This is a genomic window from Actinoplanes sp. NPDC051470, from assembly GCF_040682035.1.
Taxonomy (GTDB): domain Bacteria; phylum Actinomycetota; class Actinomycetes; order Mycobacteriales; family Micromonosporaceae; genus Actinoplanes.
Window position 1 is genome coordinate 57,551 of sequence record NZ_JBFBAA010000015.1, and the last position, 26,677, is coordinate 84,227.

Genomic DNA, 26,677 nt, shown 5'->3' on the forward strand with positions numbered 1-26,677 from the left:
CGCCCCGGCCTACCACTGGGCCGCGAGCGGGGCGTTTAGGATGCGTCCATGACGCCCGAAGAGGTCGGCGAGCGACTCGTCGCACTGCTGGCGGAAGAACCCGCGCCGGCCCCGGTGGTCACCACGGCGATCGCCGCGCCGGCCGCCGACGCGGCCGCCGCGGAAGCCGCTTCGGAGGCCGGCGAGGTCACCGCGAGCGTGTCCGGCGGCGGCGAGGGTCATGCGCGTGCGGTGGTCGACGTGCCGGTCGCCCGCTGGTGGCAGGCGGCCCGGGCGGCGCTCGACCAGGGCGCGCTGGGCTGCGACTTCTTCGACTGGCTGTCCGCCGTGGACGAGCTCGACGACGGCTTCACCGTGGTCGCCCACCTGTGGTCGACCCGGCGCAAGCACGGTCTCCTGCTGCGCGCCCGCGTGCCCAAGGAAAACCCGGTGGTGGAGACGCTCACCGACCTCTATCCCGGCGCCGCCTGGCACGAGCGCGAGACGCACGAGATGTTCGGCATCGCCTTCGCCCGGCACCCCGACCTGCGGCCGCTGCTGCTGCCGCCGGAGTTCGAGGGGCACCCGCTGCGCAAGGAGTTCGTGCTGGCCGCGCGGGTGGCCAAGGCCTGGCCGGGCGCGAAGGAGCCGGGGGAGTCCGAGGCCGGCGGGCCGGCCAAGCGGGCCCCGATGCGTCCGCCGGGCGTGCCCGCCCCGGGCGAGTGGGGTCCGCGCTGATGCCGCTCTGGCTCGACCTCGCGATCCGGGTGGTCGCGGTGGTCCTCGGTTTCCTGGTCCTGCCGCTGGTCGTGGGCCAGACCGAACACAAGGTGATGGCCCACATGCAGGCCCGGCTCGGCCCGATGTACGCCGGGGCGTTCCACGGCTGGGCCCAGCTGATCGCCGACGGCGTGAAGTTCGTGCAGAAGGAGGACATCACGCCCCGGGCCGCCGACCGCACGGTGTTCCGCCTGGCGCCCCTGGTCGCACTCTTCCCGTACCTGCTGGTCTTTCTGGCCCTCCCCCTCGGGCCCGGCGGTCTGGTCGCCCAGGCCCTCGACGTCGGTCTGTTCTTCGTGCTGGCCGTGCTCGGCGTCGGCGTGGTGGCCGTGCTGATGTCGGCCTGGGCCTCGGCCAACAAGTACAGCCTGCTCGGCGGCCTGCGTGGCGCGGCCCAGCTGCTCGGTTACGAGCTGCCGCTGGTGCTGGCCGCGGCCAGCGTGGCCATGGCCGCCGGAACGCTCAGCCTGCCCGGCATCATCGAGGCGTGGCGCCCGTGGTGGCTGCTCTGGCAGCTGCCCGCGGCGATCGTGTTCTTCATCGCCGGCGTCGCCGAGATCCGCCGCCCCCCGTTCGACATGCCGATCGCCGACTCCGAGCTGGTCTTCGGCTACATGACCGAGTACACCGGCCTGCGCTTCGCGTTCTTCCTGCTGGCCGAGTACGTCGGCATCGTGGTGATCGCCGCGCTGACCACGATCCTGTTCCTCGGTGGCTGGCACGGCCCGTTCAGCGACCAGCTGGGCTGGCTGTGGACGCTGGCCAAGACGTTCGCCGTGTCCTTCGTGATCATCTGGATGCGGGTGACCTTCCCGCGTCTGCGCGAGGACCAGCTGCAACGCCTGTGCTGGCTGGTCCTCGTGCCGGTCGCGCTGGGCCAGCTGGTGCTGACCGCGGTGGTCAAGGTCCTCACCTGAGCGGTTCGGTGCGCTCCCGCAGGGCGTTCCAGACCTTGTCGGGTACGCGGACACGATCGTCGTCGGCCGTCTTGATCTCGCCGGCGGCCAGCCGGTCGAAGAACTCCCAGTCGTCCGGCTCCCGGTCCCGGTCCGGCATCGCACCCCAGCAGTCCCACGGCAGCATCTCGACACCGTCCAGCGCGGCGGCGTCCCGGATCATGTTCCCGGCGATCCACCACCACCCCTGACCCACGTTGATCAGCCCGTACTTCTCCGGATCGTCCCGCCCTTCCCGGCAGCGCCGCCACCCGTCACCCGCGATGACGAACTCGTCCCGCGTGATGTCCGTGACGTCGAACCCGATCTTCAGCTCGCGGGTCAGCACGTCGTCGAGCTGGGCGTCGAACAGCCGCCACCGCTCGCCGTCATGGAACTCGACCACCCAGTGGTCCCCGCGCATCCCGTCCCCGAAGTAGGTACCGAACCCGCACCGCGCCCGAGCCGGCACCCCCGCCCGCCGCAGCAGCGTCACGGCCAGGACGGTGAACCCCCGGCAGTTGGTGACCAGCCGCTTGTCCGGGCTCCGAGCGACATCCAGCGGCCGGCCGTCGAGCGCCACGATGCCGCCGAGCATGTCGGACACCTTCCGCAGGTGCACGGTCTGCTTCCGTTCGTCGCTCAGCTCCACCCCGTACAGGTCACCCAGAAACTCATGAACCAGCAGCCCCTGAACCACCCGGGCCACCCCGGCCACGTCCGTCGGCAACCCGTCCAGCAGCCCGGTGAACTCACCCGGGTCGGTCATCCGCCCAGGCTTGATGTAATCCGTCATGCCGACCACTCAACGACCTGACACGGTGTCAGAGTCAACCGTCCTCGGACGGCCGCGGGAGCGTCAGGCGGCCGATCGACATCTCGAGCCGTCCGGCGGCGGACGGTTGTCTTCGGCGGTCACATCGGTCCTCCGGGAATGGGTCGCTCACCCTTCGGCGCGACCGTATCGGAAGATCTGCCGGGGGTGTGCTCGCACCGGAGTGGTCAAGAGGGCAGGATGTGTCGTTGTGAGTGAGAACGGGGAGAAGAGCACGCCGGGAGCGGGCCTCATCAACGGGCTCGCGGTGACGCTGCGCACGATGACCCAGCGCAGCACGACTCAGCAGTACCCGGATGTCGAGCCCGAGTTGCCGCCGCGCTCGCGGGGTGTGATCGCCCTGCTCGAAGAGAACTGCACGGTCTGCATGCTGTGCGCGCGGGAGTGCCCGGACTGGTGCATCTACATCGACTCGCACAAGGAAGAGGTCGTCGTCCCGGGGGCGGCCCGGCCCCGGCAGCGCAACGTGCTCGACCGGTTCGACATCGACTTCTCGCTCTGCATGTACTGCGGCATCTGCATCGAGGTGTGCCCGTTCGACGCGCTCCACTGGACGCCCGAGTTCGAGTACGCGGAGACCGACGTGCTCAACCTGCTGCACGACAAGGACCGGCTCGCCGCCTGGATGCCGACCGTGCCGCCGCCGCCCGCCCACGACGTGCTCGGCGAGCCGTCCAAGGAGGAGGCCACCGCGGCCAAGAAGGCGGCCGGCCCGGGCGCGGCGACCACGGCCAAGAGCGTCCCGGCGCGGCCACGCAGGGAACCGGGCCCGTGACCGTCGCCGACGCTCTTCTGCTCGCGCTCGGGGTGGTTGCGGTCGGCGCCGCCGCGCTCGTGGTCACCTCCAAGCACCTGGTTCGCGCCGGCCTCTACCTGGTGGTCAGCCTGGGCGCGATCGCCGGGCTCTACCTCGTGCTCGGCGCCGAGCTGGTGGCCTGGGTGCAGGTGCTGGTCTACGTCGGCGCGGTGGTCGTGCTGCTGCTGTTCGCGGTGATGCTGACCCGGGCGCCGATCGGGGCCTCGGACGACCTGGACCGACCGGCCTGGCCGGCCCTGCTGGTCGGCGCCGGGGTGGGACTGGGCCTGGCCGTGCTGCTGGCCGACGCCTTCCGCTGGGCGATCTTCCCGCTGCCCGAGGCGGGCACCGCGGGCCGGATGGGCGAGCAGATCTTCGGCAGCTGGGTGCTCCCGTTCGAGGTGATCTCCATCCTGCTGCTGTCCGCGCTGGTCGGGGCGATCGTGCTGTCCCGGCCCGACATCAAGGGGCGGGGTGAATAGGTGCACGCGGTGATCCCGTACGTGATCGCGGCCCTGCTCTTCGGGCTGGGCGTCTACGGCGTGCTGCGCCGGCGTAACGCGATCCTGGTGCTGATGGCCGTCGAGCTGATGCTGAACGCGGTCAACCTGGTCTTCGTCACCGCCGACGTGACGACCCGCGGCGCGACGCACCACGCCGGGGCGGTGTTCACGCTGTTCATCATCGTGCTGGCCGCGGCCGAGGTGGGCGTCGGTCTGGCCATCGTCCTGCAGTACTACCGCCTGCGTAAGGCGGTCGCGCTCGACGAGGTGCAGCTCGAAGGGGTCGCCGAATGATCGCGGCGCTTCCCGGCGTACCCCTGCTGCTCGGTCTTCTGGGTCTGCTCCTGAGCCCGGCCGATCGGGCCGGGCGGAAGAGAGCCGCCGCGCTCGGTGTCACGGGCGCGGTGCTGGCGCTGGCGCTGACCGTGTTCCTGCTGGTGACCACCGATGATCCGGAGGAGATCCACCTCGATTGGGTACGCCTCGGCGACCTCGATGTGACGCTGAGCTTCTCGGCCGGCCCCGCCGCGCTCTACGTCGCCCTCGCGGTGACCGTGGTCGCCCTGGCCGTCCAGATCTACTCGATCGGTTACCTGCACGACGACCCCCGCTACGCACCGTACGCGGCACAGATCTCCCTGTTCACCGGCGCGATGCTGCTCGTGGTGACCGCCGGTGACCTGATCCTGCTGCTGGTCGGCTGGGAGGTGATGGGCGTCTGCTCGTACCTGCTGATCGGCCACGACCGCCGGCTGCACGAGGCGCCCGCCGCCGCGGTCAAGGCGTTCCTGGTCACCCGGGTCGGCGACGTCGGTTTCCTGCTCGGCATCGCCCTGCTCGGCTGGTCGGCCCGCTCGTTCCGGATCGCCGACGTGCTCGCTTCTGATTTCGGCGCGACCACGCTGACCGCCGGGCTGCTGCTGATCCTGGCCGGCGTGGCCGGCAAGAGCGCCCAGTTCCCGCTGCACACCTGGCTGCCCGACGCGATGGCCGGCCCGACGCCGATCTCGGCGCTGATCCACGCGGCCACGATGGTCGCCGCCGGGGTGTACGTGGTGTTCCGGCTCTACCCGCTCTTCGCCCAGTCGCCGACGGCGCTGGCCACGCTCGGGGTGATGGCCGCCGTCACGCTGCTGCTCGGCGCGCTGTCGGCGATGGCCCAGGACGACCTGAAACGGGTGCTGGCCTGGTCGACGGTGTCCCAGATCGGCTACATGACCGGGGCGCTGGCCGTCGGCTCGCCCGCCGCCGCGCTGTTCCACCTGCTCACCCACGCCGCGTTCAAGGCGCTGCTGTTCCTCGCGGCCGGCGCGGTGATCCACGCGGTCGGCACCAACTACCTGTCCCGGATGGGCGGGCTGCGCCGGGTCATGCCGGCCACCTTCTGGTCGTTCGTGATCGGGCTGGGCGCGCTGGCCGGGCTGCCGCCGCTGGCCGGCTTCTGGTCGAAGGAGAACGTTCTGGTCGCCGCCGCGCACGCCACCGAGGGCGGCGAGGCGGTGCCGGCCTGGACCGCCTGGGTCGTCTGGATCGCGGCGCTGGCCGGGGTGCTGATCACGGCGTGGTATTCGACCCGGCTGCTGCTGCGGGCGTTCTTCGGGCCGTCCCGCGCGTACGGGCCGGACGGACCGGACTGGGAGGTCGGCTTCGACGACGCGCGGTACGACCGGCCGGGCGTCGCGCACGACCCGCCGCGGGTCATGCGCTGGCCGGTTCTCGTGCTGGCCGTGCCGGCCGCGCTGCTCGGGCTGGCGGCGTTCGCGCCCGGCTTCCGCACCGCTCTCGAACTGGAACAACCCCACCTCGACGTGGCTATCGCGCTGCCGATGCTGCTGCTGGTCACCGGCGCCGGCACGGCCTGGTGGCTGTGGCGGGCGGTGCCCGGCGCCGACCCGGTGCTCGCCCTCGGCCGCGTCCAGCCGGTGCTGGCCAACGCCTTCTACCTCGACGCCGTGCAGGACCGCGCGATCGTCCGGCCGGTGAAGGCGCTCGCACGGGCCGTCAAGTGGACCGACGAGCGGGTGGTGGACGGCACCGTCGAGGGCGCCGGCAAGACCGCCACCGGCCTGGGAACGCTGCTCAGCGCCGCCCACCGCGCCGCCCTGCCGCGCGCGGCGGTCGCCGTCCTGACCGGGGCGCTGCTGCTCGGCGTGGTCGCCGCCATCTACGGAGCGTCCGCATGAACGAGGTGCTGATCGCCGTGCTCGTGGCGCCGGCCCTGGGCGCCCTGGTCGCGGCGCTGCTGCCGGAACGGGCCGGCCGCGTGGCGGCGCTGGTCGCGGCCGCGGTCACCTTCCTGCTCACCGTGGTGGTGGCGCTGCCGCGGGGCGCCAGCGGGCCGATCGTCCCGTGGCTGGAGGTCGATCACTCCTGGATCCCGGCCCTCGACGTCCACTTCCACCTGGCGGTGGACGGGGTGTCCGGGCCGCTGGTCGTCCTCACCGGGCTGCTGACGCTGCTCTGCTGCGCGTACACCATGTGGCGGCCGCCCTCCGGCCGTACCCTGATGGCCCTGCTGTTGGTCTTGGAAGTCGGCATCCTCGGCACCTTCCTCGCCTTCGACCTGGTGCTGTTCTTCCTGTTCTTCGAGATCACCCTGCTGCCGATGTACGCCGTGATCGCCGGCTGGGGCGGACCGGACCGGCGGCGCGCGGCCCGCAAGTTCGTGCTGTACACGCTGTTCGGCTCGGTGCTCCTGCTGCTCGGCGTGGTCACCGTGATCGTGGCGGCGGGCACGGCCGACATCTACGCGCTCACCGGCGGCCTCGGGCTCTCCCGCACCACCCAGTACGCCGCGTTCACCCTGTTCGCGCTGGCCTTCGCGGTGAAGGCGCCGCTGTGGCCGCTGCACACGTGGCTGCCCGACGCGCACACCGAGGCGCCGACCGTCGGCAGCGTGCTGCTGGCCGGGGTGCTGCTCAAGATGGGTACGTACGGACTGATCCGGATCGGCGTCGGCGTCACCCCGACCGGCGCCGCCTGGGCCGCGCCCGTGCTGGCCGTCCTGGCCGTGGCCGCGATCGTCATCGGCGCGCTGATCTGTCTGCGGCAGACCGAGTTGAAACGGCTGATCGCCTACTCCAGCGTCGGGCACATGGGCTTCGTGCTGCTCGGCATCGCCACCCTCACGGTCACCGGCCTACAGGCGGCGCTGATCGGCAACATCGCCCACGGCGTCATCACCGGCCTGCTGTTCTTCCTGGCCGGGGCGGTCAAGGACCGCACGCACACCGGTGACCTGGCCGAGCTGGGCGGGCTGCGGGAGACGGCGCCGCGGCTGGCCGGGATGTTCGCGTTCGCGGCCATCGCGTCGCTGGGGCTGCCCGGGCTGGCCGGTTTCTGGGGCGAGGCGTTCGCGGTCGTGGCCGCGGTGCAACGGGGCGGTCCCCTGTGGATGACGCTGGCCGCGGTCGCCGCCGTGGGCGGTGCCCTGACCGCGGCGTACTTCCTGCGCCTGCTCCGCCGCGTTACCCACGGCGCCCCGGTTCCCGTGGATGCCCTGCCGGTCGTCTCCCGGACCGAATGGGTCGCCTGGGCGCCGCTGATCATCCTGGCGCTGCTGCTCGGCCTGATCCCGTCGCTGGTGCTCATCGGCTCGGGCGACCCGATCGGCGCGATGACGGAGGCGCTCCGATGACCCAGTCCATCAACCACCTGGCGCTGCTGCCGCTCTACGCCGCGGCCGGCACGGCGGTGCTCGTCCTGATCGTCGACCTCGCGGTCGGCCGGCGCTCCGCGATCTTCGGTACGGCCGCCGCCGGCGCCCTGATCACCGCGCTCGCCCCCGTCGTCGCCTCGACCGACCCGACCCTCTGCGTCGGCGCCAACTGCTCCTGGGCCGCCGGTCCGTCGTCGGCGCTGATCGCCGTCCTGTTCGCCGCCCTCACCCTCGGCGTCCTCGGCCTGTCCACCCGCGTTCCCGCGCCCCCCGGCGAGTTCTGCTTCCTGCTCACCTGCTCGATGACCGGCGGCGTCGTCATCGGTTACGCGGGCGATCTGGTCACGCTGATCGTCGGCCTGGAAACCCTGACCCTTCCCCTGTACGTCCTCACCGGACTCCGCCGCACCACGGCCGGAGCCTCCTCCGCCGTGACCTTCTTCCTGGTCAGCGTGGTCTCCACGGCGATCGCCCTGCTCGGGGCGGGCCTGCTCTTCGCCGCCACCGGCGCCCTGCACCTGTCGGCGCTGACCCCCGGCGCCGGCGCGATGGCCCCCCTGGCCTCGGTCGGCGTGGCCCTGATCGTGATCGGCTTCGCCTTCAAGGTCGCCGCGGTGCCCCTGCACGCCTGGGCGCCCGCTACCTACGACGGCGCCCCCCTGCCGGTCGCCGCCTACCTCTCGACCGCCTCCAAGCTCGGCGGCGTGGTCGCCCTGGCGGCCATCACGTCCCGCCTCGACACCGGCCCGCTGATCGCCGTCCTGGCCGTCCTGACCATGACCGTGGGCAACCTGGTGGCCCTGCGCCAGACCCGCATGGTCCGCCTGCTGGCCTGGTCCTCGGTGGCCCAGGCGGGCTACATTCTGGCCCCCCTGGTGGCCGGCGGGTCCGGGGTGACCGCCGCCCTGGCGTACGCCACCTTCTTCGTGGCCCTCGAGTTCATCGCGTTCGCGGTGATCGTGGCCCTGCTGCCCCCCGACGCCCACGGCGGCGACATCGCGTCCTACCGGGGCGTCGCCCGCCGCTCACCGTGGCCCGCGGCCGCCTTCGTCCTGGCCCTGTCCGGCCTGGCCGGCCTGCCCCCCGGCCTGGCCGGCCTGTTCGCCAAGGTCACGATCATCGACACCCTGATCAACACCGGCTGGGGCTGGCTGGCCGGCGTGGTGGCCATCAACGCCGTGATCGCCCTGGCCTACTACATCCGAACCGCCGCGATCCTCTACGCCTCCCCACCCGGCATCGCCGTCGCCGACCTGCGCCTCCCCAAACTGCCCATCCGCTGGCCGGTCGCCGCAAGCCTGATCGGCGCCGCGGTGATCGCCGTGATCCTCGGCTTCGCCCCACAACTTCTGTTCACCGCCCTCGGCTACACCGAGTTCGTGCCTCTCCTGTCACGCTGACCCTCGCCCGCCCCCGACCACTGTGGTCCGGCCAATGCCCCAGCCAGGCGGCGCAACAACCTGCCACCGCGCCGTCGCGCCGCCGACAAACACGGCCAAGCCGCTCGTCGAGTCCCGCGTCCAAAGTCGTGCCGCCTCGCCTCGCCAGGCCTCGTCTCGCCGGGCCTCGTCTCGCCAGGCCGGGCCGCGACTCATCACGGCAGGCGGTCGTTGCGCCCGGTCCCGCTTGGCCCGCCCTCGCAGGTCGTCAGCCCAGCGGCCTGGATCACCCGCGCCCGAGCTGCCTATCCTGTCCGCCGCCCCTCACTCCACCGACCCACAGAACAGTGGCAGCACCGACCGGCTCGCGACACCGCTCCGCCCTACCGGCGTCCGCGACAGTGGTAGAGCAAGGCGGTATCCGGTCTCCGATACCGCCTTGCTCTACCACTCGACAGCTTTCCGGGTGAAGGCTTGGCCGGCCGAGCCGCGCTGGTGTCCGACCCTCGTTTGGTCGGCTCTTGCGGTGGTGCCCGCTCTCGCGGCGTGCCGGCCCTCGCGCTGGTTGTCGGCAGAGCTGGGTTGCCAGGCGCCCGGCTGCCCACTCACCCTTGCTGCCGCCCCTCACGCTAGCGGCCCCGCGGCAGTGGTAGGTCCTGACGGTGCCCGGGCGGGCGATGCCGTGCTGCGCCACCACTGTTCGCGGCGGTGGTGGGTCGTGGCGGTGTCCGGGCGGGCGATGCCGTGCTGCCCCACCACTGGTCGTGGCAGTGGTAGGTCCGGACGGTATTCCGGGCCGCTTTGCCGTGTTGCTCTACCGCTGTTCGCGACGTGGTAGATCCAGACGGCACGCCGATCGCCGCCACTCACGCCCGGCAGCGGGCGTGAGTGGCGGCGGCGAAAGCGAGAGAGCAGCTCGGGCGCTTGGTGCTCCCCAAAGCTCCACTCAGGACCGGCGCGAGCGATGCCGGCTGGAAGAGCGTCAGCGCAGACCTCCGCCGACGCCGGTCTCGAACGGCGGGCACGAGTGGCAACCGGGTACCCCGGCCGCGGCTCTGCGCCGCCCACTCACGCGAGAGTCGCGTTCACGGCCTTGACCCGCGGCCGGCGCCGCGGAGCGGGAACGGGAGCCGGTGTTGCGGTTGGGGACGTTGTCGCGCGTACCCCAGCATTCGATCTTGCGGTAGTTCGTTTGTCGGGGGAGCGCGGCGTCAGCGGGGCCCGATGAGGGCGGCCTGCTGGTGGAGGCGGGCGATGCGCTCGCCCATCGGCGGATGGGTGGAGAACAGGCCGGCCAGCCCGCGGGCCGTGAACGGGTTGGCGATCATCAGGTGGGCGGCGCTGGTCAGCTGACCCTGAGCGGGCAGCGGCAGACGCTGGGCGCCATAGTGGATCTTCTCCAGGGCACTGGCCAGGGCCAGCGGGTCGCGGGTCAACGTCGCGCCGGACGCGTCGGCCTGGAACTCGCGGTTGCGGCTGATGGCAAGCTGGATGATGGTCGCGGCCAGCGGGCCCAGGATCAGCATGAGCAGCAGGCTCACCGGGTTCGGCGAGTCCTCGTCGTCGCCTCCGCCGAGCGGCAGGAAGATCGCCAGCTGCGCGACCATGGTGACGATGCCGGCCAGGGCGGCCGCGACGCTGGAGATCAGGATGTCGCGGTTGTAGACGTGTGACAGCTCGTGCCCGATCACACCGCGGAGTTCGCGGCGGTCCAGGATCTGGGTGATCCCGACCGTCACCGCGACCGCGGCATGCTCCGGGTTGCGCCCGGTGGCGAACGCGTTCGGCTGCGGCGACGGCGACACGTAGAGGCGCGGCATCGGCTGCCCGGCGTCGGCCGACAGTTCGCGCACGACCTGATGAAGGGCGGGGAACTCCGCCTCGGTCACCGGCCGGGCGCGCATGGCCCGCAGCGCCAGCCTGTCCGAGAAGAAGTAACTACCGGCGTTGATGGCCAGCGAGAGGACGACGGCGAACACCAGTCCGCCGCTGCCACCGAGCCAGTAGCCCAGGCCAAGAATCAGCGCGGTGAGCAGACCCAGCAGCGCGGCCGTCTTGAGGCCGTTGTGATGGCGGTGCACAGACACTCCTTCGACATGCGAGCGGGGTGGGCTCGCACTCCGATGGAACATCGCCAACCGTGGAATTCATCCGGTAGTAGCTGTGAAGTCGCTGAAGGTAGTCGGTCACAACCGATGCTGAGGTACGCCCAACAAAGGTCCCCAACCGCAACACCGAGCTCCCGTCCCCACTCCGCGAGCAGAGCGAGGGTCAAGGCCGTGAACGCGCCTTTCGCGTGCCGGGCCGCCCCCGCACGGTTCGAACGACCTCCACCCGCACCTCGAACGCCACCAGGTCGGTCGCCGACTCCACCAGGAGAGCCAGCCCACGCATTCCGGTTCACGTTGGGAAAGGCCTCGGCGCGGTTCTGGCTCTCCTCGCAGTTGGGGTCCTGCAGCCCGAACAAGCGATAACTGGCACAAACGGTCGTGGCCCACGCCGCAGCGGTATCGGTCATCTGCCATCCGTCCTCAGGAACGTTGTCACGCTGGTGATCCGGGACTCGTGGATGGTGAGGATCACCAGGCCGAAAGGCTCGCCGTTGCGGTGTTGCCAGAAGGCTGGGGAACCGTTCATCTCGGTGGGGATCAGGGTCGCGCCCTCGCAGCCGCCCGCGGCGAAGGCGGCGGCCAGGTTGTCGCGGCCGCGTAGCCACCAGCGGAACGGCGGCATGGTCATGGTGGCGTCCTCGTGGAGCAGGGCCACCAGGCCCGTCACGTCGTGGCTCTCGAACGCGGTGGAGCGGGTCGGTCTGGTGCTGAGCGGGCTGCGACCGCGGAACGTGGCGTTCTTCGGGGTCGATCTGACCGGCGTGGAGTTGCGGGCCACCGATCTGGACTGGCGGTTCGGGGACGGGCAGCCGGTCGACGGAACCGCGCAGGATCTCTTGCTGGCGGTGTGTGGCCGGCGGCTGCCGGCGGGGCGGCTTACCGGCGCCGCGGCGGATCGCTTCGTCGGCTGAGCCACTGGGGCGGGCGCGGCCGGCCGCCCGCCGGCCGGCTGACGGGGCCGGCCGGCTGAAAGGGCTACTCCGGCTGCGGGTCGAACTGGGCGTTGGCCGCGGCCAGGGCGCCCTCCAGTTCTTCGGGGGTGGCGCCGGCCGCGCGGACGACCTCGGTCCAGCGGCTGATCGACGCGCGGGTGAAGGGCAGCAGCTCGGGCGAGAGGGCCGCCTCCTGGGGGTCGCCGATGGCGTCGCCGGCCACGTACTGGGCCAGGCCGAGGAAGGCGCCGTCCCAGCCGGGGCCGACGAACAGGGCGCCGGCCACGCTGCCGGCCATGGCCACCGGAACGGTGTGGTCGAGGGTCAGCTCGGTCTGGCCGGTCGCCTGCTCGGCCAGGGTCAGCTGGAGGAGGCTCTCGGGGCCGCCGAACGTGGTGCGCAGGCGGTGGGGCGGGTCGCAGCCCAGGATGTCGCCGCCGGCGTTGCCCTCGAGCTGGAAGTGACCGCCCTCCTTGAGCTCGCCGGTGATCGGCATGAACCAGCGGCGGACGCGGTCGGGTTCGGTGATCGCCGCCCACAGGTCGGCGGGAGTGGTGGCGTAGGTCCGCTTCATGACCACGCGGACGATCTCCCCGTCGTCGGCCGGCTCGCGGCCGACGGAACGGTGGACTTCGGCAAGTTCGGCGATGAGGTCTCTCACGCCGCCACAATACAAGCGAAGGCTAATATTCGCTAGAGCTAATACTCTGGGCCAGGATGTCGAGGCCTTCGGCCAGCTCCTCGCGGGTGGCGGTCAGCGGCGGCGCGATCCGGAAGACGCCGCCCATGCCGGGGAGCTGGACGACGTTTATGTGCAGGCCCAGTTCGAGGCAGCGGCGGGTGACCTCGGCCCCCAGCTCGTCGGAGACCAGCTCCAGGCCGACGAGGAGTCCTCTGCCCCGTACATCGGCAATGGTCTCGTGCTTGGCCGCGAGCTCTCGGAGACCGTCCTGGAGGAAGGCGCCCGACTCGGCCGCGACCCGGTCGAGCTTCTCGCGCTCGAGGATGTCGAGGACCGTGTTGCCGACCGCAGCGACCAGCGGATCGGAGACGTGCGTGGTGAAGAAGAGGAAACCGCGCGCGTGGGCCTCGGCCTCGATCTCGGCGCTGGTGATCACCGCGGCCAGCGGGAGGCCGGCGCCGAGCGTCTTGGAGAGGGTGAGGATGTCGGGGACCACGCCGTCGCGCTCGAACGCGTACCACTGGCCGGTGCGGCACAGACCGGTCTGGGCCTCGTCCAGGATCAGCAACATCTCGCGCTCGCGGCACTTCTGCTGGAGGGCGGCCAGGTAGCCCAGGGGCGGCTCGATCACGCCGCCCGAGCTGAGGATCGGCTCGACGATGCACGCGGCCAGGCTGCCCACCGACTGGGCGTCGATCAGGTCGAAGGCGTAGTCGAGCTGGCGCTGCCAGTCGAACGTACCGGTCGCGTCGACGAAATCCGGACGGAACGGGTTGGGCGTCGGGATGGCGAAGTTGCCGGGCGCGGTGGGGCCGTAGCCCTTCCGGCCGGAGCTGTACGTGGCGTTGGCGGCAGCCTGGGTCATGCCGTGCCAGCTGCGCGCGAACGAGACGATCTCGTGCTTGCCGGTGACCAGCTTGGCCATCCGGATCGCCGCCTCGTTGGACTCGGCCCCGGTGGTCAGCAGCAGCACCTTGTCCAGCGGGTCGGGCAGCGACTCGGCCAGCCGGCGGGCCAGGTCGAGCACGGGACGGCTGAGCATGCCGCTGAACAGGTGGTCCAGTTCCGCCACCTGCCGCCGCACGGTCGCCACCACCTCGGGGTGGCTGTGGCCGAGGATGGCGCTCATCTGGCCCGAGGTGAAGTCGAGCAGCCGGCGGCCGCTCTCGGTCCAGAGGTAGCTGCCCTCGGCGCGGGCGATGATCTCGGGCGAGAAGCTGCCCGCCCCGGAGTAGCGGATCAGATGTCTTGTCATATGACAAAACTAGGCCGATGTCATGCGCCGCGCGATCAGCTCTTCGACCTCGATGTGCTCGGTCATGTAGGCGTGGAACGCGTCGGCCACCGTCACGCCGTGCGCGGGGACGTCGGTCACCACGATCGCGTCACCCGCCCGCACCTCGCCCGGAGCGACCACCCGGAGGTACGCGCCGGTGCGGTTGGCCTGGGTGAAGCGCTTCGTCCACTGCTTCTCGCCCATCCGGGCCTGGAACGTGGCACACGGGACGCGTGGATAGGTCGGCGCGAGGACCAGGCCACCCTCGCCGACGTGCCACAGCTCGCCCACCACCGCGGTGCTGGCCGCCACGCCCTCGGTGGTGAGGTTCTCGCCGAACAGGCCGCCCGGCAACTCGCGGCCGAGCTCGCGCTCCCACCAGGCGTAGTCCTCCCGGGCGTACGCGTAGACCGCCTGGTCGTCGCCGCCGTGGCTTCTCACGTCGAAGATCTGGTCGCCGACGAGACCGCTGTGCAGACCGGTCCGCTTGGGGCCGGGCGCGCGCACCGCCACCGGGTGGTCGACCGGGACCTTGTTGATGCCGGTGATGCCGACACTCTTCGCCGTGCTGCGCATCGGCACGGCGACATTCACGGAGAGCACCCTGCTCACTGGAACTGCACCACCTTCCGGTCCTCCACCGGGCGGTAGCCCAGTCGCTGGTAGAGCGCGTTGCTGGTCGGGTTGGTCAGATCAGTGAAGAGCACCACGTCGGTGGCGCCCGCGTCCAGTGCCGCCCGGGTCACGGCCGTGGTGACCGCGCCGCCGTAGCCCTTCGCACGGTGCCGGCGTGGGGTGTAGACCGCCACCACCCGGACCATCCCGGAGTCGGGGCGGGTGACGCCGGCCATCGACACCGGCTCCCCGTCGACCTCCCACAGCGTGAGGCCGCCGTAGGCCAGCTTGTCGTCGACCAGATCGGCGTTCACCGCCTCACCGATCTCGCGGTGGAATCCGCCGAACCAGTCGATCAACAGGTCACGGTCGGCCCGGCCGGCCACTCGTGCGGCCCCGGGCGGTGGCGTCGGCGGCGTGAGCGCGTCCAACCGGAAGAGGCGGGCGCGGCGGCCGACCGTCAGGGTCGCGCCGGTGCGTTCCTGCCACGCGGCGGCGAACCGGTCGGCGTCGCCGGCCCGGGCGTTGATGCCCGGCAGCGGGGTCTCGAGCTCGTTCGCGAGCGCGACGACCGAATCCGGCGGCGTCGACGTCAGCAGCAGCGGGTGCGGCGGCGTACGCAGGAAAGCGCCGGTGACCTGGCCGCCGGCGTCGGTCCACCAGCCGAAGATCGGGTCCGCCGGGCCGTAGATGTGTGGACCGCGGCTCTTCAGCGCCCCGGCGATGGTCAGCGGCACCGTGTTCTCGACCGGGTGGGACCGGAGGAACGGCCCGGCCCGGTCGATGAAGTCTTCCACGGCGCCGGAAATGTGCCAGCTCATCCGGACAGCCTGTTATCCGCGCCAGGCCTTTGCCAAGCGGATTAGCGAGTCCTGCCGGGTGGCCGCCTCGAAGACCGTGCCGGCGATCATCAGCTCGTCGGCGCCGGTGCGCTCGACCAGCGCGTCCAGATCGGCCACGACCTCCTCGGCCGTGCCCGCGTACTGGGTGCCCGGCAACTGGTCGAGCACCTTGAGGTCGAGCTCGGTGAGGTCGTCGGCGGCGGTCGCGGCGGTCTCCGGCGAGACGATCGGCCCGAGACGACCAGTACGCAGACTGAGCGCCATCATCCGGCTCGGCCCGGCCAGGAACCGCGCCTCCTCAGTAGTCTCGGCCACGATCACCGAGGCGCTGACCATCGCGTGCGGCTCGGCCAGCACGCCCGGCCGGAAACCGTCGTGGTAGAGCCGCAGCGCGTTGTCCACATCGGAGGTCATCGCGAAGTGGTAGGCGTAGCAGAACGGCAGACCCAGCGCCGCGGCCATCTGCGCGCCGAAGGTGCTCGACCCCAACATCCAGACCTCCGGGTACGAGGCCGGTGCCGGCGTCGCCTTCAGGTGGGTGGTGTTCTCGTCGCTGAGCAGGGCCAGCACGGTGCGAAGGTGCTCGGGGAACTGCTCGACGGTGAGGTACGGCGAGACGCCACGCAGCGCGGCGGCGGTGGCCTGGTCGGTGCCCGGGGCGCGGCCGATGCCCAGGTCGATGCGGTCCGGGAAGAGCGCCTCCAGCAGCGCGAACTGCTCGGCCACGACGAACGGCATGTGGTTGGGCAACATCACCCCGCCCGAGCCGACCCGGATGTGGCTGGTCTGCGCGGCCACCGCCCCGATCAGCGTCGCCGGGCTGGTCGAGGCGACGGCCGGCATGTTGTGGTGCTCGGCGACCCAGAACCGGGCGTACCCATGCTCGTCAGCGGTCTTGGCGATCTCGACGGTGCCTCGCAGCGCGTCGCCACTCGAATGGCCGGCGCGGACGGTGGCAAGATCAAGGACACTCAGCGGTACGCGCGTCATTCCTGCATCTTGCCTCGGCGCACCGCCTGCACGCCAAGGGTCGTGACCAGCAACGCAACACCCGGCAGGAGCAGCCAGACCGGCCATGGGTACACGTCTTCGTCGGCCCGGGCAGCGACCAGAACCCAGGCCACCAGGTTCACCGCCATCAGCGAACCCCAGATGATCCACAGCACCGACAGCGCGGTGGGCAGGCGGCGGGCCTGGCGGCGGAGGTCGGCGCGGCGGCGGCCCTCGACATCGGCCGCGCTCAGTCCCGGCGCCGGCAGGTCGGACACCAGCGGCTGAAGATCGGCGTAGGTGGCGGCGACGTAGGTCTGCTTCACCCGGTCGTCGTACTCGTGAAGCGACAGCCGGCCCTCGTCGAGGGCGGCCTTGAGGCGTTCGACGACCACCTGCCGGTCGGCGTCAGAGGCACGCATCCGGGCCGGATCGTGCCCGCCGGACCGGGCGACTTCCTTCGCCATCTTCCCCACCCCCGAATCGGGAATCAGGCTACCGCTTCCTCCTGGCCCAGAGCCTCTCGCAGCCGGGCGGCGGCCCGCTCGTCGGCGCGGGCCATCGGGCCGGCCGGGAAGCCGGCGATCGCGGCGCCCACGAACAGCGAGACGGCGGCCATCACGAAGGCCCACGGCAGGCCCCCCGGCAGGTCGACGATCACGCCGGAGAGGGCGCCGCCGGCCGCGCTGCCCGCCACCGAGACGGTGACGATCCAGGTGAAGGCCTCGTTCAGCATCGACGCCGGGGCGATCCGGCCGACCAGGTTGTTCTCCACGGTCAGCGCGGGTGCGATGGTGGTGCCGGCGATCACCATGGCGAAGCCGAGCGCCACCGGATTGGACCACAGCGACAGCACCGCCAGCCCGGCGAAGCTCACGCCGACCAGGGCGAGCAGGCCGGCGAACTGCTTCGGCAGGGCCATCGCCGGGCGCCGCGTGCCGAACCAGAAGCCCCCGATGGCGCTGCCCAGCCCCCAGATGCCGAGCAGGATGCCGCCCAGGCTGTCACCGCCGCCGATCTGCTCGGCGTACGCCGGAACGACCACCCCACCGGCGCCGAACGCGATGCCCAGCGCGAAAACACAGGCCAGCAAGGCCGGAAAGCCCCGGGTACGCAGCGGACCGAGCCCACGGGTCTGATCGCCGGAGCCACGCTTGTGCCCGCGCCGCATCACCGGCAGACGGGCGATCAGCAGCGTGCCGATCAGCGTCGCGGTTCCCGCGGCGACGATGGCCGCGGCCGGCCCGCCGGTGACCACGATGAACGCGGACACCAGCGTCGGCCCGAGCACGAACACCAGCTCGAACAGCGAGGTCTCGGCGGCCAGCGCGGCCTGCCGGAGCTCATGCTGCCCGGAGCCGACCTCGGTCATGTCGGTCCAGGCGCGCCGGATCGCGGCGGTGGCCGGCGGGAAGGTGGCCCCGGCCACGCCCGAGGCGACCACGATCAGCGGAAGGGCATCCCCTCCGCCACGACAGGCGACCAGCAGACCGGCCAGCGCCAGCGGATGCAGAACGGCCGTCACGATCAGCACCGGCCGCGAGCCGGCGCGGTCGGCCAGCCGACCGGCGAACGGGCTGAGCGCGGCCCCCGCGATGGCGTAGACGGCGCCGGCCAGCCCCGCCGCGGCGTACCGCCCGGTGGCGTTCTGCACCAGAAGCAGCAGAGCGAGCGGCGTCATGCCGATACCCAGGCGGGCGAGGATGCCGACGATCCACAGGGTCCGCGCGCCCGGCAGCCCCCACACCACCAGATATTGGCGCAGCGCGGTCACGGACACACCCCCCGGGCCGGTTGTTACGGGGTAACGAGCAGACGACGATCTGACCCTAACCGGCAGGGGTCGTCGAACTCACGCGCAAATCCGGCCGATGTCGCCGGAATCACCACGCGCCCAGTGACGAGATGGCATTGGCGAAAGGTCCTCAACCGCCCAGCGCGCGAAGCGCCGCTGAACCGTCACGAACGGGCGCACGAATAAGGCGAAGCGCAACGATTACAGCGCGGGGCTTCCGGGGGCTCGGCCCCCGGAGCAAAATGACGAGCGGCCCCGGTCTGCGCATTCCGCAGACAGAGGCCACCGACGCTCGTGGCGGGTAGAGGATTCGAACCTCTGAAGCTTTCGCGACGGATTTACAGTCCGCTCCCATTGGCCGCTCGGGCAACCCGCCTTGCTGTTGACGCACTCAGCGGCAGCAGCGGAGAACAGGATAGCCAACCTCGAAGGGCGGTCCACAACCGGGTACGGTCGGCATGTCGGACAGCCGCAACCGACGCGCCGACCGCGCCCGCGAGACAAGACCCCACGGAGTTTGATCATGGCAGCCAGCCCGTCGTTCGACATCGTCAGCAAGGTCGACCGGCAGGAGGTCGACAACGCGTTCCATCAGGCCGAGAAGGAGCTGAGCACCCGCTTCGACTTCCGGGGGACCGGCACCGAGGTCGCCCAGACGGGTGATAACGGCGTGACGATCACCTCCGAGACCGAGGAGCGGGCCAATGCCGCCCTGGACGTCTTCAAGGAGAAGCTGGTCAAGCGGAACATCTCGCTGAAGTCGCTGGAGGCCGGCGAGCCGCGGCAGTCGGGGAAGACCTACAAGATCGACTGCAAGGTGATCGAGGGCATCGAGTCGGACAAGGCCAAGCTGATCAGCAAGAAGATCCGCGACGAGGGGCCGAAGGGTGTCCAGGCGCAGATCCAGGGTGATCAGCTCCGGGTGACCGGCAAGAAGCGTGACGATCTGCAGGCGGTCATCGCCCTGCTCAAGCAGGAAGACTTCGGCGTCGCGCTCCAGTTCACCAACTACCGGTAAATCGGTGCCGGGGGCCGCAAAATCGGACCATGGACACGAGTACGTGGACGCTCGTCATCGGTGGCGCGATCGGTCTGGCCCTGGCCGTCTTCGGGGTGAAGGTGCTGGTCACCGGGCGCGCTCCGGCCAGCACCTCGCGCGCCTTCCGCAACGTCCGTGAGGCGGGGCTCTACCACCTGCTCTTCGGGGTGGCGCTGATCCTGCTCGTGGCGGGCACCAGGTTGCCGGGGGAGCGGACCGGCATCGTCACCGCGGTTCTCGCGGTGGTCCTCGCGATGTGGGCGATCCTGAAGTACCGCCCCAAGAAGCGGAAAGAGGTCGACGAGCCCCGATGATCCCTCCCGTGCTCGATCTCGCGGCGGCCCAGCAAGAAGGCCAGCGGGTGGTGTTCGCCGACGTCCGCTACTACCTGGACGGCCGCCGGGGCCGGGACGCCTACGACCGGGGTCATCTGCCGGGCGCGATCTTCGTGGACGTGGACGACGACCTGGCCGCGCACGGGGCGCCGCCGACCGAGGGCCGCCATCCGCTGCCCGATCCGGAGGTGTTCGCCGCGCGGATGTCCGCCCTCGGGGTCGGCGATCAAGATCTGGTTGTCGCGTACGACGACAGCGGCGGCGTGATGGCCGCCCGACTGGTCTGGATGCTCCGGGCCACCGGCCACGAGGCCGCGCTGCTCGACGGCGGGCTGGCGGCGTACCAGGGGAGTCTGGAGACCGAACCGTCTGGCCGGGCCCCGGCGGTCTTCGCTCCGCGGCCCTGGCCGGCCGATCGCCTGGCGACGATCGACGAGGCCGCCGACACCGGCAACGTGGTGGTCGACGCGCGTGCGCCCGAGCGGTTCCGGGGCGAGAGCGAGCCGATCGACCCCCGCGCCGGCCACATCCCGGGCGCCCGGAATGTCCCCTGCCGTGACCATGTCGGCGCGGACGGCCGGTTCCGGAGCGCGGACGAGATCCGTGGCAATTTCGCCGCGGCCGGGATCGAGGCCGGCGCCGGTGTCATCTCCTACTGCGGTTCCGGCGTGACGGCCTGCCACAACCTGATCGCGATGGAGCACGCCGGCCTGGGCGTCGGCCGGCTCTACCCGGGTTCGTGGAGCGCCTACAGCAACACCGGGCGCCCGGCCGCGACCGTGTAGGACCTGCCCTAGTCGGGTTCGCCGGCCAGGCCGCGGGCCGTCTGGGCCTCGCCCGGGTCGAACCCTTCGTACCCGGAGAGCTCGTGCTGGCGGGTCTGCTCCTCGATCCAGCGGTTGTGCGCCTCCCACGCCGCCTGTTTGCTGCTGCCGAGCGCGGCGCCGATCTGCGTCCAGGTGGCGCCGGCCGCGCGGGCACTGCGCACCATGGCCTGCCGCCCGTACCCGGCCTTGCGAATGACGACCTCGCTGAGCGCGAGCAGCTCCAGTGACTCGTCCTTGGACAGTGGCGACTCGCCGTCGTTGTCCATTGCGGCGAGCGCTTCCCGCATCCTCAGCTCGTCGTAACGCGTTGTGGCGGTGGAGAGCGTGTGACCGCGTTCGAGTTCGTCGGGAGTACTCATGGGACCACTCAAGCGTCAAGGCGTCCTGACGTCAAGAAGACCTGACGCAGGCGTGTGAATTGGCCTCACGTATCCCGTTAAATCGGACTCAAAGCTCTCAATACTGCGGGCGTGAGTTTCGTAAGTAACTCAGCCGTTCAGCCAGGATTTCGGTATGTGCGGTCCTGACCCACCGAAGGACGATGTTCGACGCACATCGTGTGTGGCACCATCATCACACCCCCCAACGGAACCAACTCTTCGCCCGGGAGTCCTAGATGTCCGCAAGGAAGCTGAGCCGCCTCGCCGGCTTCGCGTTCGTGCTCGCCGCCGTGTTCGGGGGCATCGGCGCGGCAAGCGCGTCGGCCGCCAGCGCGGCCCCCGAACCGACAGTCACGGTTCTCTCCACCCAGGGCGAGGTCATCTGGACCTGAGGTCCCAGCCTCACCTGTGGACCTCAGCGGTGGAACAGATTGAGGGGGTGAGATGGCCGGTCGACCCGCGCCGCGGCGATCGCCGCAATACGCGTGGCTGATAACCAATCCTCTCGCCTTCTTCGCCTTGCTGGTTGTCGTCGCCTACTGGGTGAAAGAGCCAGGCTGGTTCCATTCCTGGTTGGGCGGGCTGATCGCGTTCGTCTTCCTGACGATCGCCAACTTCAGCGTCTTCACGGTGGTCGTCCACCGGCAGGGCGTCACGGTCGTGGTCACCGAGATCCCCTTGGTGCTCTCGCTGTTCTTCCTGCCGCCGGTGATGGTGATCCTGGTCAGCGCGCTGGCCACCCTGGCCGTGCTGCTCTACCAGCGACTCGACCCGATCAAGCTGTGTTTCAACGTGGCCAAGGCCGCCGCCGCCACGTCGGCGGCGGTGCTGGTCATCGAGGTGCTGCCGCCGATCACCGACGCGGGCCCGGGCACCTGGGGCACGCTGTTCGCGGCCGTGCTGGCCAGCGCCGTCCTCAGCCTGCTCGCCCTCGGCGGGGTGATCTCCATCCTGCAGGGCCGGCGGTCGGCGCAAGAGACGCTGAGCACCGGCACCGCCATGCTGATCACCACCGCGGCCAACACCGTGGTCGGCCTGATCTTCCTGATCGTGCTGAACGCCTCGCCGTGGGCGGCCGTCCTGCTGGCGGCGCTGATCGCGGCGCTGTTCGTGGTGCTGCGCTCGTTCGCCGAGTTCTTCCGGCAGCACCGCACGCTCGCCGACGTCTACGAGCTGACCCTGGCCGTCCGCGAGCGCGGCGCCGGCGACGGCCTGGAAGACGTGCTGCTCGACCGGGTGCGCGGGCTCATGCGATCGGAGTACGCGACCCTCTGGCTGCCCGCCCAGGGCCGGCACCCCGAGGTGCTGCTCACCGCCCGGGTGGACGACGCCGGTCTGCTGGACATCTCACCGACCCCGGCCGAGGTGCGCGACCGGGCGATCGCCACGCAACACGCGGTGGGGGTCGGCGACCGGTTCGGCGAGTCCGAGGACCTTCGCCTGCTGGCCCGCGAGGCCGGGCTGAAAGACCTGCTGATCGTGCCGCTGCGTTCCGGCCAGGTGACGATCGGCACGCTCGAGGTGGTCAACCGGCTGGGCAGCCAGCTCACCTACCGCGCCGCCGACGTCCGGGTGATGGAGACGGTGGCCGCGCATGTCGCGGTGGCGGTCGAGAACAGCCGCCTGGTCGACCGGCTGCGCTACGACGCCTACCACGACCGGCTGACCTCGCTGCCCAACCGCCGCCGGCTGACCGACGCGCTGGCCGAGTCGGTCAAGGTGCGGGCGCCCGGCGAGGTGGTCGCGGTCCTCGCGTTCGACGTGGACGGTCTGCGTGACGTCAACGAGTCGATGGGCCACGCCGCCGGCGACAAGCTGCTGACCGAGGTGGCCAAGCGGCTGCTCGCCATCGCCGGGCCGGGCTCGCTGGTCGGCCGGATCGGCGGCGACGAGTTCGTGGTGACGATGCGCTCGGAGAGCACCGAGGCGACCGTCCAGCTGGCCACCCAGATGCGTGAGCAGCTGCGCGGCCCGATGGTCGTGGGCACGCTCACGCTCGACGTGGACACCGCGGTCGGGGTCGCGGTGCAGCCCGACCACGGCGACGACCCCGAGGCCCTGCTGCGCCGGGCCGAGCTGGCGGCCAACGCGGCCAAGCTGGTTCCGTACGGCGTCCAGCTGTTCCACCCGGCCCTGGAGTCGCGGGCGGTCCGCCGCCTCGGCCTGGCCGGCGAGCTGCGCAAGGCGCTGGAGGACGGCGAGCTCGAGGTCTACTTCCAGCCCAAGGTCACGATCGGCGACCGCCATCTGGTCGGTGTGGAGTGTCTGGCCCGCTGGAACCATCCGGCCCACGGCGAGGTGGCGCCGGAAGACTTCATCGCGGTGGCCGAACACACCGGACAGCTGTCCCGGCTCACCGAGGTGGTGCTCACCGAGGGCCTGCGGCGCTGCCGGCAGTGGCAGGACGCCGATCGGCCGCTGGCCATCGCGGTCAACCTCTCGGCCCGTACCCTGCTCGACCCGCGCTTCCCCAACTCCGTCCACGAGCTGCTCAAGCACCATCACGTGGCGGCCGAGCAGGTCACCTTCGAGATCTCCGAGCCGGGCATGCTGGGCGACATCGAGCGCACCCTGCCGGTCCTCTATCAACTGCGAGATCTGGGGGTACGCCTCTCCGTCGACGATTTCGGCACCGGCGCGTCCTCGCTGTCCTATCTCCGTCAGCTGCCCGTGCACGAGGTGAAGATCGACGACTCCTTCGTGCAGGGAATGGCGACCGACAGCGGCGATCTGGCCATCGTGCGGGCCGTGATCAGCCTCGCGCGTGAGTTCCGCCTCACCGTGGTCGCCGAGGGCGTGGAGAGCGAGCTGACCCTCGATCTGCTGGAAGAGATGGGGTGCGAGATCGGCCAGGGTTACCTCTTCAGCCGGCCGCTGCCGTACGAGCGTCTCGAGGCCTGGTTCAGCGCCCAGACCGAGCCCGAGTCCACGCCGACCGGTGAGGTTCGTCGCCTCCGGGCAGTCATCTGACGAGGCCCTGACCTGGGCGGATGCTCGATCGGGTATCCGGTTTCACCGAGGCGTGGCGGCCGTGTAAGCTACTCCCTGCGCAACAAGAGAGTTCGTGCGCGCCCCCTTAGCTCAGTCGGCAGAGCGTCTCCATGGTAAGGAGAAGGTCTACGGTTCGATTCCGTAAGGGGGCTCCAACCGGGCCCAGCTCTCACGGGCTATGAGCCTGGCTCGGCGGTGTAGCTCAGATGGCAGAGCAAGCGGCTCATAATCGCTGTGTCGCCGGTTCAAGTCCGGCCACCGCTACTGCACGGTTTTGCATGTTGGCGACCCCAGCCGTTACGCTGGAGCGTCGTTAAATTCAGCTTTTAGCAGGAAGGCACCCCGCCGTGGCCAAGGCGACCGACGTCCGTCCGAAGATCACTTTGGCGTGTACGGAGTGCAAGGAGCGGAACTACATCACCCGTAAGAACCGCCGCAACGACCCGGACCGCATCGAGCTGAAGAAGTTCTGCCCCCGGGACGGTAAGCACACCCTGCACCGCGAAACCCGCTGACCTTCAGCATCCAGCTTCAACGCCCTGCGGCGGTCCGGTTCAGCGGGCCGCCGCAGAGTAGTTTCTAGGCATGCCCTTGGATCAACCATCCGCAGCCCCACCACCACCCAACAAACGAATAAATACTTCCTTTATCGGCCGCTCGTGGCCGCCCACCGATGTCTACCTCGTCGGCCGCGAGAAGATCCGCGAGTTCGCCACGGCGATCGGCGCGACCGACGCGTTGCACCATGATCCCGAGGCTGCGCGCACGGCCGGCTACGCCGACGTGGTCGCCCCGCCGACCTTCCCGACCGTGGTGACGATGAAGGCCAGCCGCCAGATCATCGACGACCCCGACCTCGGGCTCGACTACTCCCGTGTGGTGCACGGCGACCAGCGCTTCGCGTTCGCCCGCCCGATCGTGGCCGGCGACACCCTGGTCTGCGTCAACACGGTCGAAGAGATCCTCGAGCGCGGCGGCCACCACTTCATCACCACCCGCACCGACGTCACCACCGAGGCCGGCGAGCCCGTCGTCACCGGCTGGTCCAAGCTGGTGCAGCGAGGGGCCGAGCAGTGAGCGACCAGTTCCCGCCCCAGACGTTCCGGATCACCCGGGCCGACCTGGTCCGCTACTGCGGCGCCTCGGGCGACTTCAACGTGATCCACTGGAGTGACCGGCTGGCCCGCCACGTGGGTCTGCCCGGGGTGATCGCCCACGGGATGTTCACGATGGCCCTGGCCGGCCGGGCGGTGACCGCCTGGGCGGGCGCGGCCGACGCGGTCGAGGACTTCAGCGTCCGGTTCAGCCGCCCGGTCCCGGTGCCCGATGACGACGAGGGCGCCGAGGTGGTATTCACCGGCCGGGTCAAGAGCACCGACGACGAGGGCCGCACCACGATCGCCGTCACTGCCACCTGCAACGGCGAGACGGTGCTCAAACTGGCGCAGGCCACGATCCGTAAGAAGTAGGGGCGGGTTGGGCAACCAGGCGGGGTACCCGTACACTGGTGCGCCGTGGGGTAAGTGACCCCTGCTTCTCTCGTGCGCCTGTCCGGCGGGCGGGTTTGCAGGACCCGCACAGGGGTGTAGCTCAATTGGCAGAGCAGCGGTCTCCAAAACCGCAGGCTGCAGGTTCAAGTCCTGTCACCCCTGCGACAACCCGAGCGACGCGCCGACCGTCGGCACCGGTGGTCAGCGCGTAGCCCACCCCACCAACCGACGGAAGAGGGCGAAGTGGCCGAGAGGAAGCGACCCGGCGACGATCCGGCCGACGACCGCCCCGAGGACGAACTCCGGGACGAGATCGTCGACGACGACGTCGAGGACGATGAGATCGATGACGAGCCGGTCTCCCGTGGCGGCACCGCCGTCAAGGAGCGCAAGGCCAACTCGGACAGCCCGACCTCGAAGAAGAAGGATGTCCGCCGCGGCGGCTTCTTCGGCCGCATCGGTGGTTTCTTCCGCGAGGTCGTCAGCGAGCTGCGTAAGGTCATCTGGCCGACGCGCAAGGAGCTGCTGACCTATACGGGCGTCGTGATCGCTTTCGTCGTCGTGATGACCGCGATCGTCGCCGGACTGGACTTTCTGTTCGCCAAGGGCATCCTCTTCGCCTTCGGCAACTAGCACTTAGTGGAAGTGAGCGAGCGTGCCTGAGTACGACGACGAGACCGCCGAGACCACGGGCAAGCAGTCCGCGGTGGCAACGGCGGCGAGCGACGAGTCGGTCGAGGCCGCCAGCGCCGCCCCTGCCGCCACGGCGGACGAAGATGCCTCGACGGGCGATGACGCTCCGGCGGGCGACGACGCCTCGACGGGCGATGACGTCCCGGCGGGCGATGACGTCCCGGCGGACGCCGAAGCCTCGACGGGCGACGACCCCGCCCCGACGGAAGACGACGAAGACTTCGACCCGGTCGCGGAACTGCGGCAGAAGCTGCGGTACGCGCCCGGCGACTGGTATGTGGTGCACTCGTACGCCGGTTACGAGAACAAGGTCAAGACCAACCTCGAGACCCGCATCACCAGCCTCGACATGGAGGATTTCATCTTCCAGGTCGAGGTGCCGACCCGCGAAGAGGTCGAGGTCAAGAACGGCAAGCGCCTCCAGGTGCAGAACAAGGTGTTCCCCGGCTACATCCTGGTCCGCATGGACCTGACGCCGGAGTCCTACTCCTGCGTGCGCAACACCCCCGGGGTCACCGGCTTCGTGGGCGCCACCGACCGGGTCGACCGGCCGGCGCCGCTCTCGCTCGACGAGGTGCTCAAGTGGCTCGCACCGGCCGTCGAGCAGGAGGAGAAGAAGGCGAAGCCCGAGATCAAGGTGCTCGACTTCGAGGTGGGCGACTCGGTCACGGTGACCGACGGCGCGTTCGCCTCCCTGCCGGCCTCGATCAGCGAGATCAACGCCGACCAGCAGAAGCTCAAGGTGCTGGTCTCCATCTTCGGCCGGGAGACGCCGGTCGAGCTGAACTTCAACCAGGTCGCCAAGATCTGAGTT

The 26,677-nt window shown here is 70.6% G+C and carries 30 protein-coding genes and 4 tRNA genes; 22 read left to right on the forward strand and 12 right to left on the reverse strand.

Translation table 11 applies throughout. The features are described 5' to 3' along the window. The first annotated feature begins 48 nt into the window (after positions 1 to 48). Entirely contained in the window at positions 49 to 717 is a 669-nt protein-coding gene (locus tag AB0M54_RS25510) for an NADH-quinone oxidoreductase subunit C (protein ID WP_364318327.1), read from the forward strand. Continuing rightward, positions 717 to 1,676 (forward strand): complex I subunit 1 family protein, encoded by a 960-nt coding sequence (locus AB0M54_RS25515; RefSeq protein ID WP_364318329.1) that lies wholly within the window; start codon positions 717 to 719, stop codon positions 1,674 to 1,676. Before AB0M54_RS25510 ends, AB0M54_RS25515 begins: the two co-directional genes overlap by 1 nt. Here AB0M54_RS25515 and AB0M54_RS25520 read toward each other — a convergent pair. Beyond that, complete coding sequence (locus AB0M54_RS25520; protein ID WP_364474143.1) at positions 1,669 to 2,490, reverse strand: transglutaminase-like domain-containing protein; 822 nt, start codon at positions 2,488 to 2,490, stop codon at positions 1,669 to 1,671. The two genes, AB0M54_RS25515 and AB0M54_RS25520, sit on opposite strands and share 8 nt — an antisense overlap. 229 nt (positions 2,491 to 2,719) lie before the next feature. Here AB0M54_RS25520 and AB0M54_RS25525 point away from each other — a divergent pair, with 229 nt between their 5' ends. Genes AB0M54_RS25525 through AB0M54_RS25550 form a run of 6 tightly spaced genes read left to right on the forward strand, consistent with a single transcriptional unit; the run spans position 2,720 to position 8,886 of the window. Beyond that, the gene (locus AB0M54_RS25525) at positions 2,720 to 3,304 is read left to right on the forward strand and encodes an NADH-quinone oxidoreductase subunit I (RefSeq protein ID WP_364318333.1); all 585 of its coding nucleotides are present in this window, start codon (positions 2,720 to 2,722) and stop codon (positions 3,302 to 3,304) included. Continuing rightward, on the forward strand, positions 3,301 to 3,807 hold the full coding sequence (locus AB0M54_RS25530; protein ID WP_364318335.1) for an NADH-quinone oxidoreductase subunit J: 507 nt from the start codon (positions 3,301 to 3,303) through the stop codon (positions 3,805 to 3,807). Before AB0M54_RS25525 ends, AB0M54_RS25530 begins: the two co-directional genes overlap by 4 nt. Continuing rightward, positions 3,808 to 4,122 carry an NADH-quinone oxidoreductase subunit NuoK gene (gene nuoK / locus AB0M54_RS25535; protein WP_364318336.1) on the forward strand — a complete coding sequence of 105 codons (315 nt, stop codon included), beginning with the start codon at positions 3,808 to 3,810 and terminating at the stop codon, positions 4,120 to 4,122. It abuts the gene before it with no gap. Next, a complete protein-coding gene (locus tag AB0M54_RS25540; protein WP_364318338.1) occupies positions 4,119 to 6,011 on the forward strand; it encodes an NADH-quinone oxidoreductase subunit L in 1,893 nt (630 codons plus the stop codon). The genes nuoK and AB0M54_RS25540 overlap by 4 nt, the downstream gene beginning before the upstream one ends. Further along, entirely contained in the window at positions 6,008 to 7,465 is a 1,458-nt protein-coding gene (locus tag AB0M54_RS25545; RefSeq protein ID WP_364474145.1) for an NADH-quinone oxidoreductase subunit M, read from the forward strand. The genes AB0M54_RS25540 and AB0M54_RS25545 overlap by 4 nt, the downstream gene beginning before the upstream one ends. Continuing rightward, positions 7,462 to 8,886: an NADH-quinone oxidoreductase subunit N gene (locus AB0M54_RS25550; RefSeq protein ID WP_364318341.1), complete on the forward strand. Its 1,425-nt coding sequence runs from the start codon at positions 7,462 to 7,464 to the stop codon at positions 8,884 to 8,886. Before AB0M54_RS25545 ends, AB0M54_RS25550 begins: the two co-directional genes overlap by 4 nt. A 1,190-nt stretch (positions 8,887 to 10,076) precedes the next feature. Here the strand turns inward: AB0M54_RS25550 and htpX are convergent. Together htpX and AB0M54_RS25560 are read right to left on the reverse strand one after the other, a co-directional pair. Continuing rightward, on the reverse strand, positions 10,077 to 10,997 hold the full coding sequence (gene htpX, locus AB0M54_RS25555) for a zinc metalloprotease HtpX (protein WP_364318343.1): 921 nt from the start codon (positions 10,995 to 10,997) through the stop codon (positions 10,077 to 10,079). A gap of 382 nt (positions 10,998 to 11,379) precedes the next feature. After that, on the reverse strand, positions 11,380 to 11,643 hold the full coding sequence (locus tag AB0M54_RS25560) for a hypothetical protein (RefSeq protein ID WP_364474147.1): 264 nt from the start codon (positions 11,641 to 11,643) through the stop codon (positions 11,380 to 11,382). Positions 11,644 to 11,662: 19 nt separating this feature from the next. Between AB0M54_RS25560 and AB0M54_RS25565 the strand changes: the two genes are divergently transcribed. Then, on the forward strand, positions 11,663 to 11,887 hold the full coding sequence (locus AB0M54_RS25565) for a hypothetical protein (RefSeq protein ID WP_364474148.1): 225 nt from the start codon (positions 11,663 to 11,665) through the stop codon (positions 11,885 to 11,887). 64 nt (positions 11,888 to 11,951) lie between these two features. Here the strand turns inward: AB0M54_RS25565 and AB0M54_RS25570 are convergent, their stop codons facing one another. From AB0M54_RS25570 to AB0M54_RS25605, 8 genes are all read right to left on the reverse strand, one after another. Then, entirely contained in the window at positions 11,952 to 12,569 is a 618-nt protein-coding gene (locus AB0M54_RS25570; RefSeq protein ID WP_364474150.1) for an SRPBCC family protein, read from the reverse strand. Between the two features lie 22 nt (positions 12,570 to 12,591). Beyond that, positions 12,592 to 13,845, reverse strand: a complete 1,254-nt coding sequence (locus AB0M54_RS25575) for an aspartate aminotransferase family protein (RefSeq protein ID WP_364474152.1) — start codon at positions 13,843 to 13,845, stop codon at positions 12,592 to 12,594. Positions 13,846 to 13,854: 9 nt separating this feature from the next. Beyond that, the gene (locus AB0M54_RS25580) at positions 13,855 to 14,478 is read right to left on the reverse strand and encodes an MOSC domain-containing protein (RefSeq protein ID WP_364474153.1); all 624 of its coding nucleotides are present in this window, start codon (positions 14,476 to 14,478) and stop codon (positions 13,855 to 13,857) included. Next, entirely contained in the window at positions 14,475 to 15,302 is an 828-nt protein-coding gene (locus AB0M54_RS25585) for a GNAT family N-acetyltransferase (protein WP_364474155.1), read from the reverse strand. Before AB0M54_RS25585 ends, AB0M54_RS25580 begins: the two co-directional genes overlap by 4 nt. 12 nt (positions 15,303 to 15,314) lie before the next feature. Next, positions 15,315 to 16,313, reverse strand: coding sequence for an LLM class flavin-dependent oxidoreductase (locus AB0M54_RS25590; RefSeq protein WP_364474157.1), 999 nt, complete (start codon positions 16,311 to 16,313; stop codon positions 15,315 to 15,317). Then, entirely contained in the window at positions 16,310 to 16,780 is a 471-nt protein-coding gene (locus AB0M54_RS25595) for a DUF1707 domain-containing protein (RefSeq protein WP_364474159.1), read from the reverse strand. The genes AB0M54_RS25590 and AB0M54_RS25595 overlap by 4 nt, the downstream gene beginning before the upstream one ends. 23 nt (positions 16,781 to 16,803) lie before the next feature. Then, the gene (locus AB0M54_RS25600; protein WP_364318359.1) at positions 16,804 to 18,087 is read right to left on the reverse strand and encodes an MFS transporter; all 1,284 of its coding nucleotides are present in this window, start codon (positions 18,085 to 18,087) and stop codon (positions 16,804 to 16,806) included. A gap of 316 nt (positions 18,088 to 18,403) precedes the next feature. Next, a tRNA-Tyr gene (locus AB0M54_RS25605) sits at positions 18,404 to 18,484 on the reverse strand. A 147-nt stretch (positions 18,485 to 18,631) separates the two neighbouring features. Between AB0M54_RS25605 and AB0M54_RS25610 the strand changes: the two genes are divergently transcribed. The 3 genes from AB0M54_RS25610 to AB0M54_RS25620 are packed head-to-tail and all read left to right on the forward strand — an operon-like array spanning position 18,632 to position 20,267. Continuing rightward, entirely contained in the window at positions 18,632 to 19,126 is a 495-nt protein-coding gene (locus AB0M54_RS25610; RefSeq protein WP_364318423.1) for a YajQ family cyclic di-GMP-binding protein, read from the forward strand. Positions 19,127 to 19,155: 29 nt separating this feature from the next. Next, positions 19,156 to 19,461 carry a hypothetical protein gene (locus AB0M54_RS25615; RefSeq protein ID WP_364318425.1) on the forward strand — a complete coding sequence of 102 codons (306 nt, stop codon included), beginning with the start codon at positions 19,156 to 19,158 and terminating at the stop codon, positions 19,459 to 19,461. After that, positions 19,458 to 20,267, forward strand: coding sequence for a sulfurtransferase (locus AB0M54_RS25620; RefSeq protein WP_364474161.1), 810 nt, complete (start codon positions 19,458 to 19,460; stop codon positions 20,265 to 20,267). Before AB0M54_RS25615 ends, AB0M54_RS25620 begins: the two co-directional genes overlap by 4 nt. Positions 20,268 to 20,275: 8 nt before the next feature. Here AB0M54_RS25620 and AB0M54_RS25625 read toward each other — a convergent pair whose 3' ends face one another. After that, positions 20,276 to 20,668 (reverse strand): hypothetical protein, encoded by a 393-nt coding sequence (locus AB0M54_RS25625; RefSeq protein ID WP_364318429.1) that lies wholly within the window; start codon positions 20,666 to 20,668, stop codon positions 20,276 to 20,278. A 257-nt stretch (positions 20,669 to 20,925) separates the two neighbouring features. Between AB0M54_RS25625 and AB0M54_RS25630 the strand changes: the two genes are divergently transcribed. The 10 genes from AB0M54_RS25630 to nusG all read left to right on the forward strand — a co-directional run bounded on the left by AB0M54_RS25630 (position 20,926) and on the right by nusG (position 26,674). Then, entirely contained in the window at positions 20,926 to 21,081 is a 156-nt protein-coding gene (locus tag AB0M54_RS25630) for a hypothetical protein (RefSeq protein WP_364318431.1), read from the forward strand. A 52-nt stretch (positions 21,082 to 21,133) separates the two neighbouring features. Next, positions 21,134 to 23,659: a sensor domain-containing phosphodiesterase gene (locus AB0M54_RS25635; protein ID WP_364474162.1), complete on the forward strand. Its 2,526-nt coding sequence runs from the start codon at positions 21,134 to 21,136 to the stop codon at positions 23,657 to 23,659. A 100-nt stretch (positions 23,660 to 23,759) separates the two neighbouring features. After that, positions 23,760 to 23,835 (forward strand) — tRNA-Thr (locus AB0M54_RS25640). Positions 23,836 to 23,871: 36 nt separating this feature from the next. Continuing rightward, positions 23,872 to 23,944: transfer RNA gene (locus tag AB0M54_RS25645), tRNA-Met, on the forward strand. Positions 23,945 to 24,027: 83 nt separating this feature from the next. Continuing rightward, positions 24,028 to 24,195, forward strand: coding sequence for a 50S ribosomal protein L33 (gene rpmG, locus AB0M54_RS25650; protein ID WP_067495822.1), 168 nt, complete (start codon positions 24,028 to 24,030; stop codon positions 24,193 to 24,195). A 70-nt stretch (positions 24,196 to 24,265) separates the two neighbouring features. After that, the gene (locus tag AB0M54_RS25655) at positions 24,266 to 24,757 is read left to right on the forward strand and encodes a MaoC family dehydratase N-terminal domain-containing protein (protein ID WP_364474164.1); all 492 of its coding nucleotides are present in this window, start codon (positions 24,266 to 24,268) and stop codon (positions 24,755 to 24,757) included. Beyond that, complete coding sequence (locus AB0M54_RS25660; RefSeq protein WP_364318436.1) at positions 24,754 to 25,149, forward strand: MaoC/PaaZ C-terminal domain-containing protein; 396 nt, start codon at positions 24,754 to 24,756, stop codon at positions 25,147 to 25,149. Before AB0M54_RS25655 ends, AB0M54_RS25660 begins: the two co-directional genes overlap by 4 nt. 110 nt (positions 25,150 to 25,259) lie before the next feature. Beyond that, positions 25,260 to 25,332: transfer RNA gene (locus tag AB0M54_RS25665), tRNA-Trp, on the forward strand. An 81-nt stretch (positions 25,333 to 25,413) separates the two neighbouring features. Continuing rightward, positions 25,414 to 25,803 (forward strand): preprotein translocase subunit SecE, encoded by a 390-nt coding sequence (gene secE, locus AB0M54_RS25670; RefSeq protein WP_364318438.1) that lies wholly within the window; start codon positions 25,414 to 25,416, stop codon positions 25,801 to 25,803. A gap of 22 nt (positions 25,804 to 25,825) precedes the next feature. After that, positions 25,826 to 26,674 (forward strand): transcription termination/antitermination protein NusG, encoded by an 849-nt coding sequence (gene nusG / locus AB0M54_RS25675; protein ID WP_364474165.1) that lies wholly within the window; start codon positions 25,826 to 25,828, stop codon positions 26,672 to 26,674. Positions 26,675 to 26,677 lie beyond the last annotated feature (3 nt).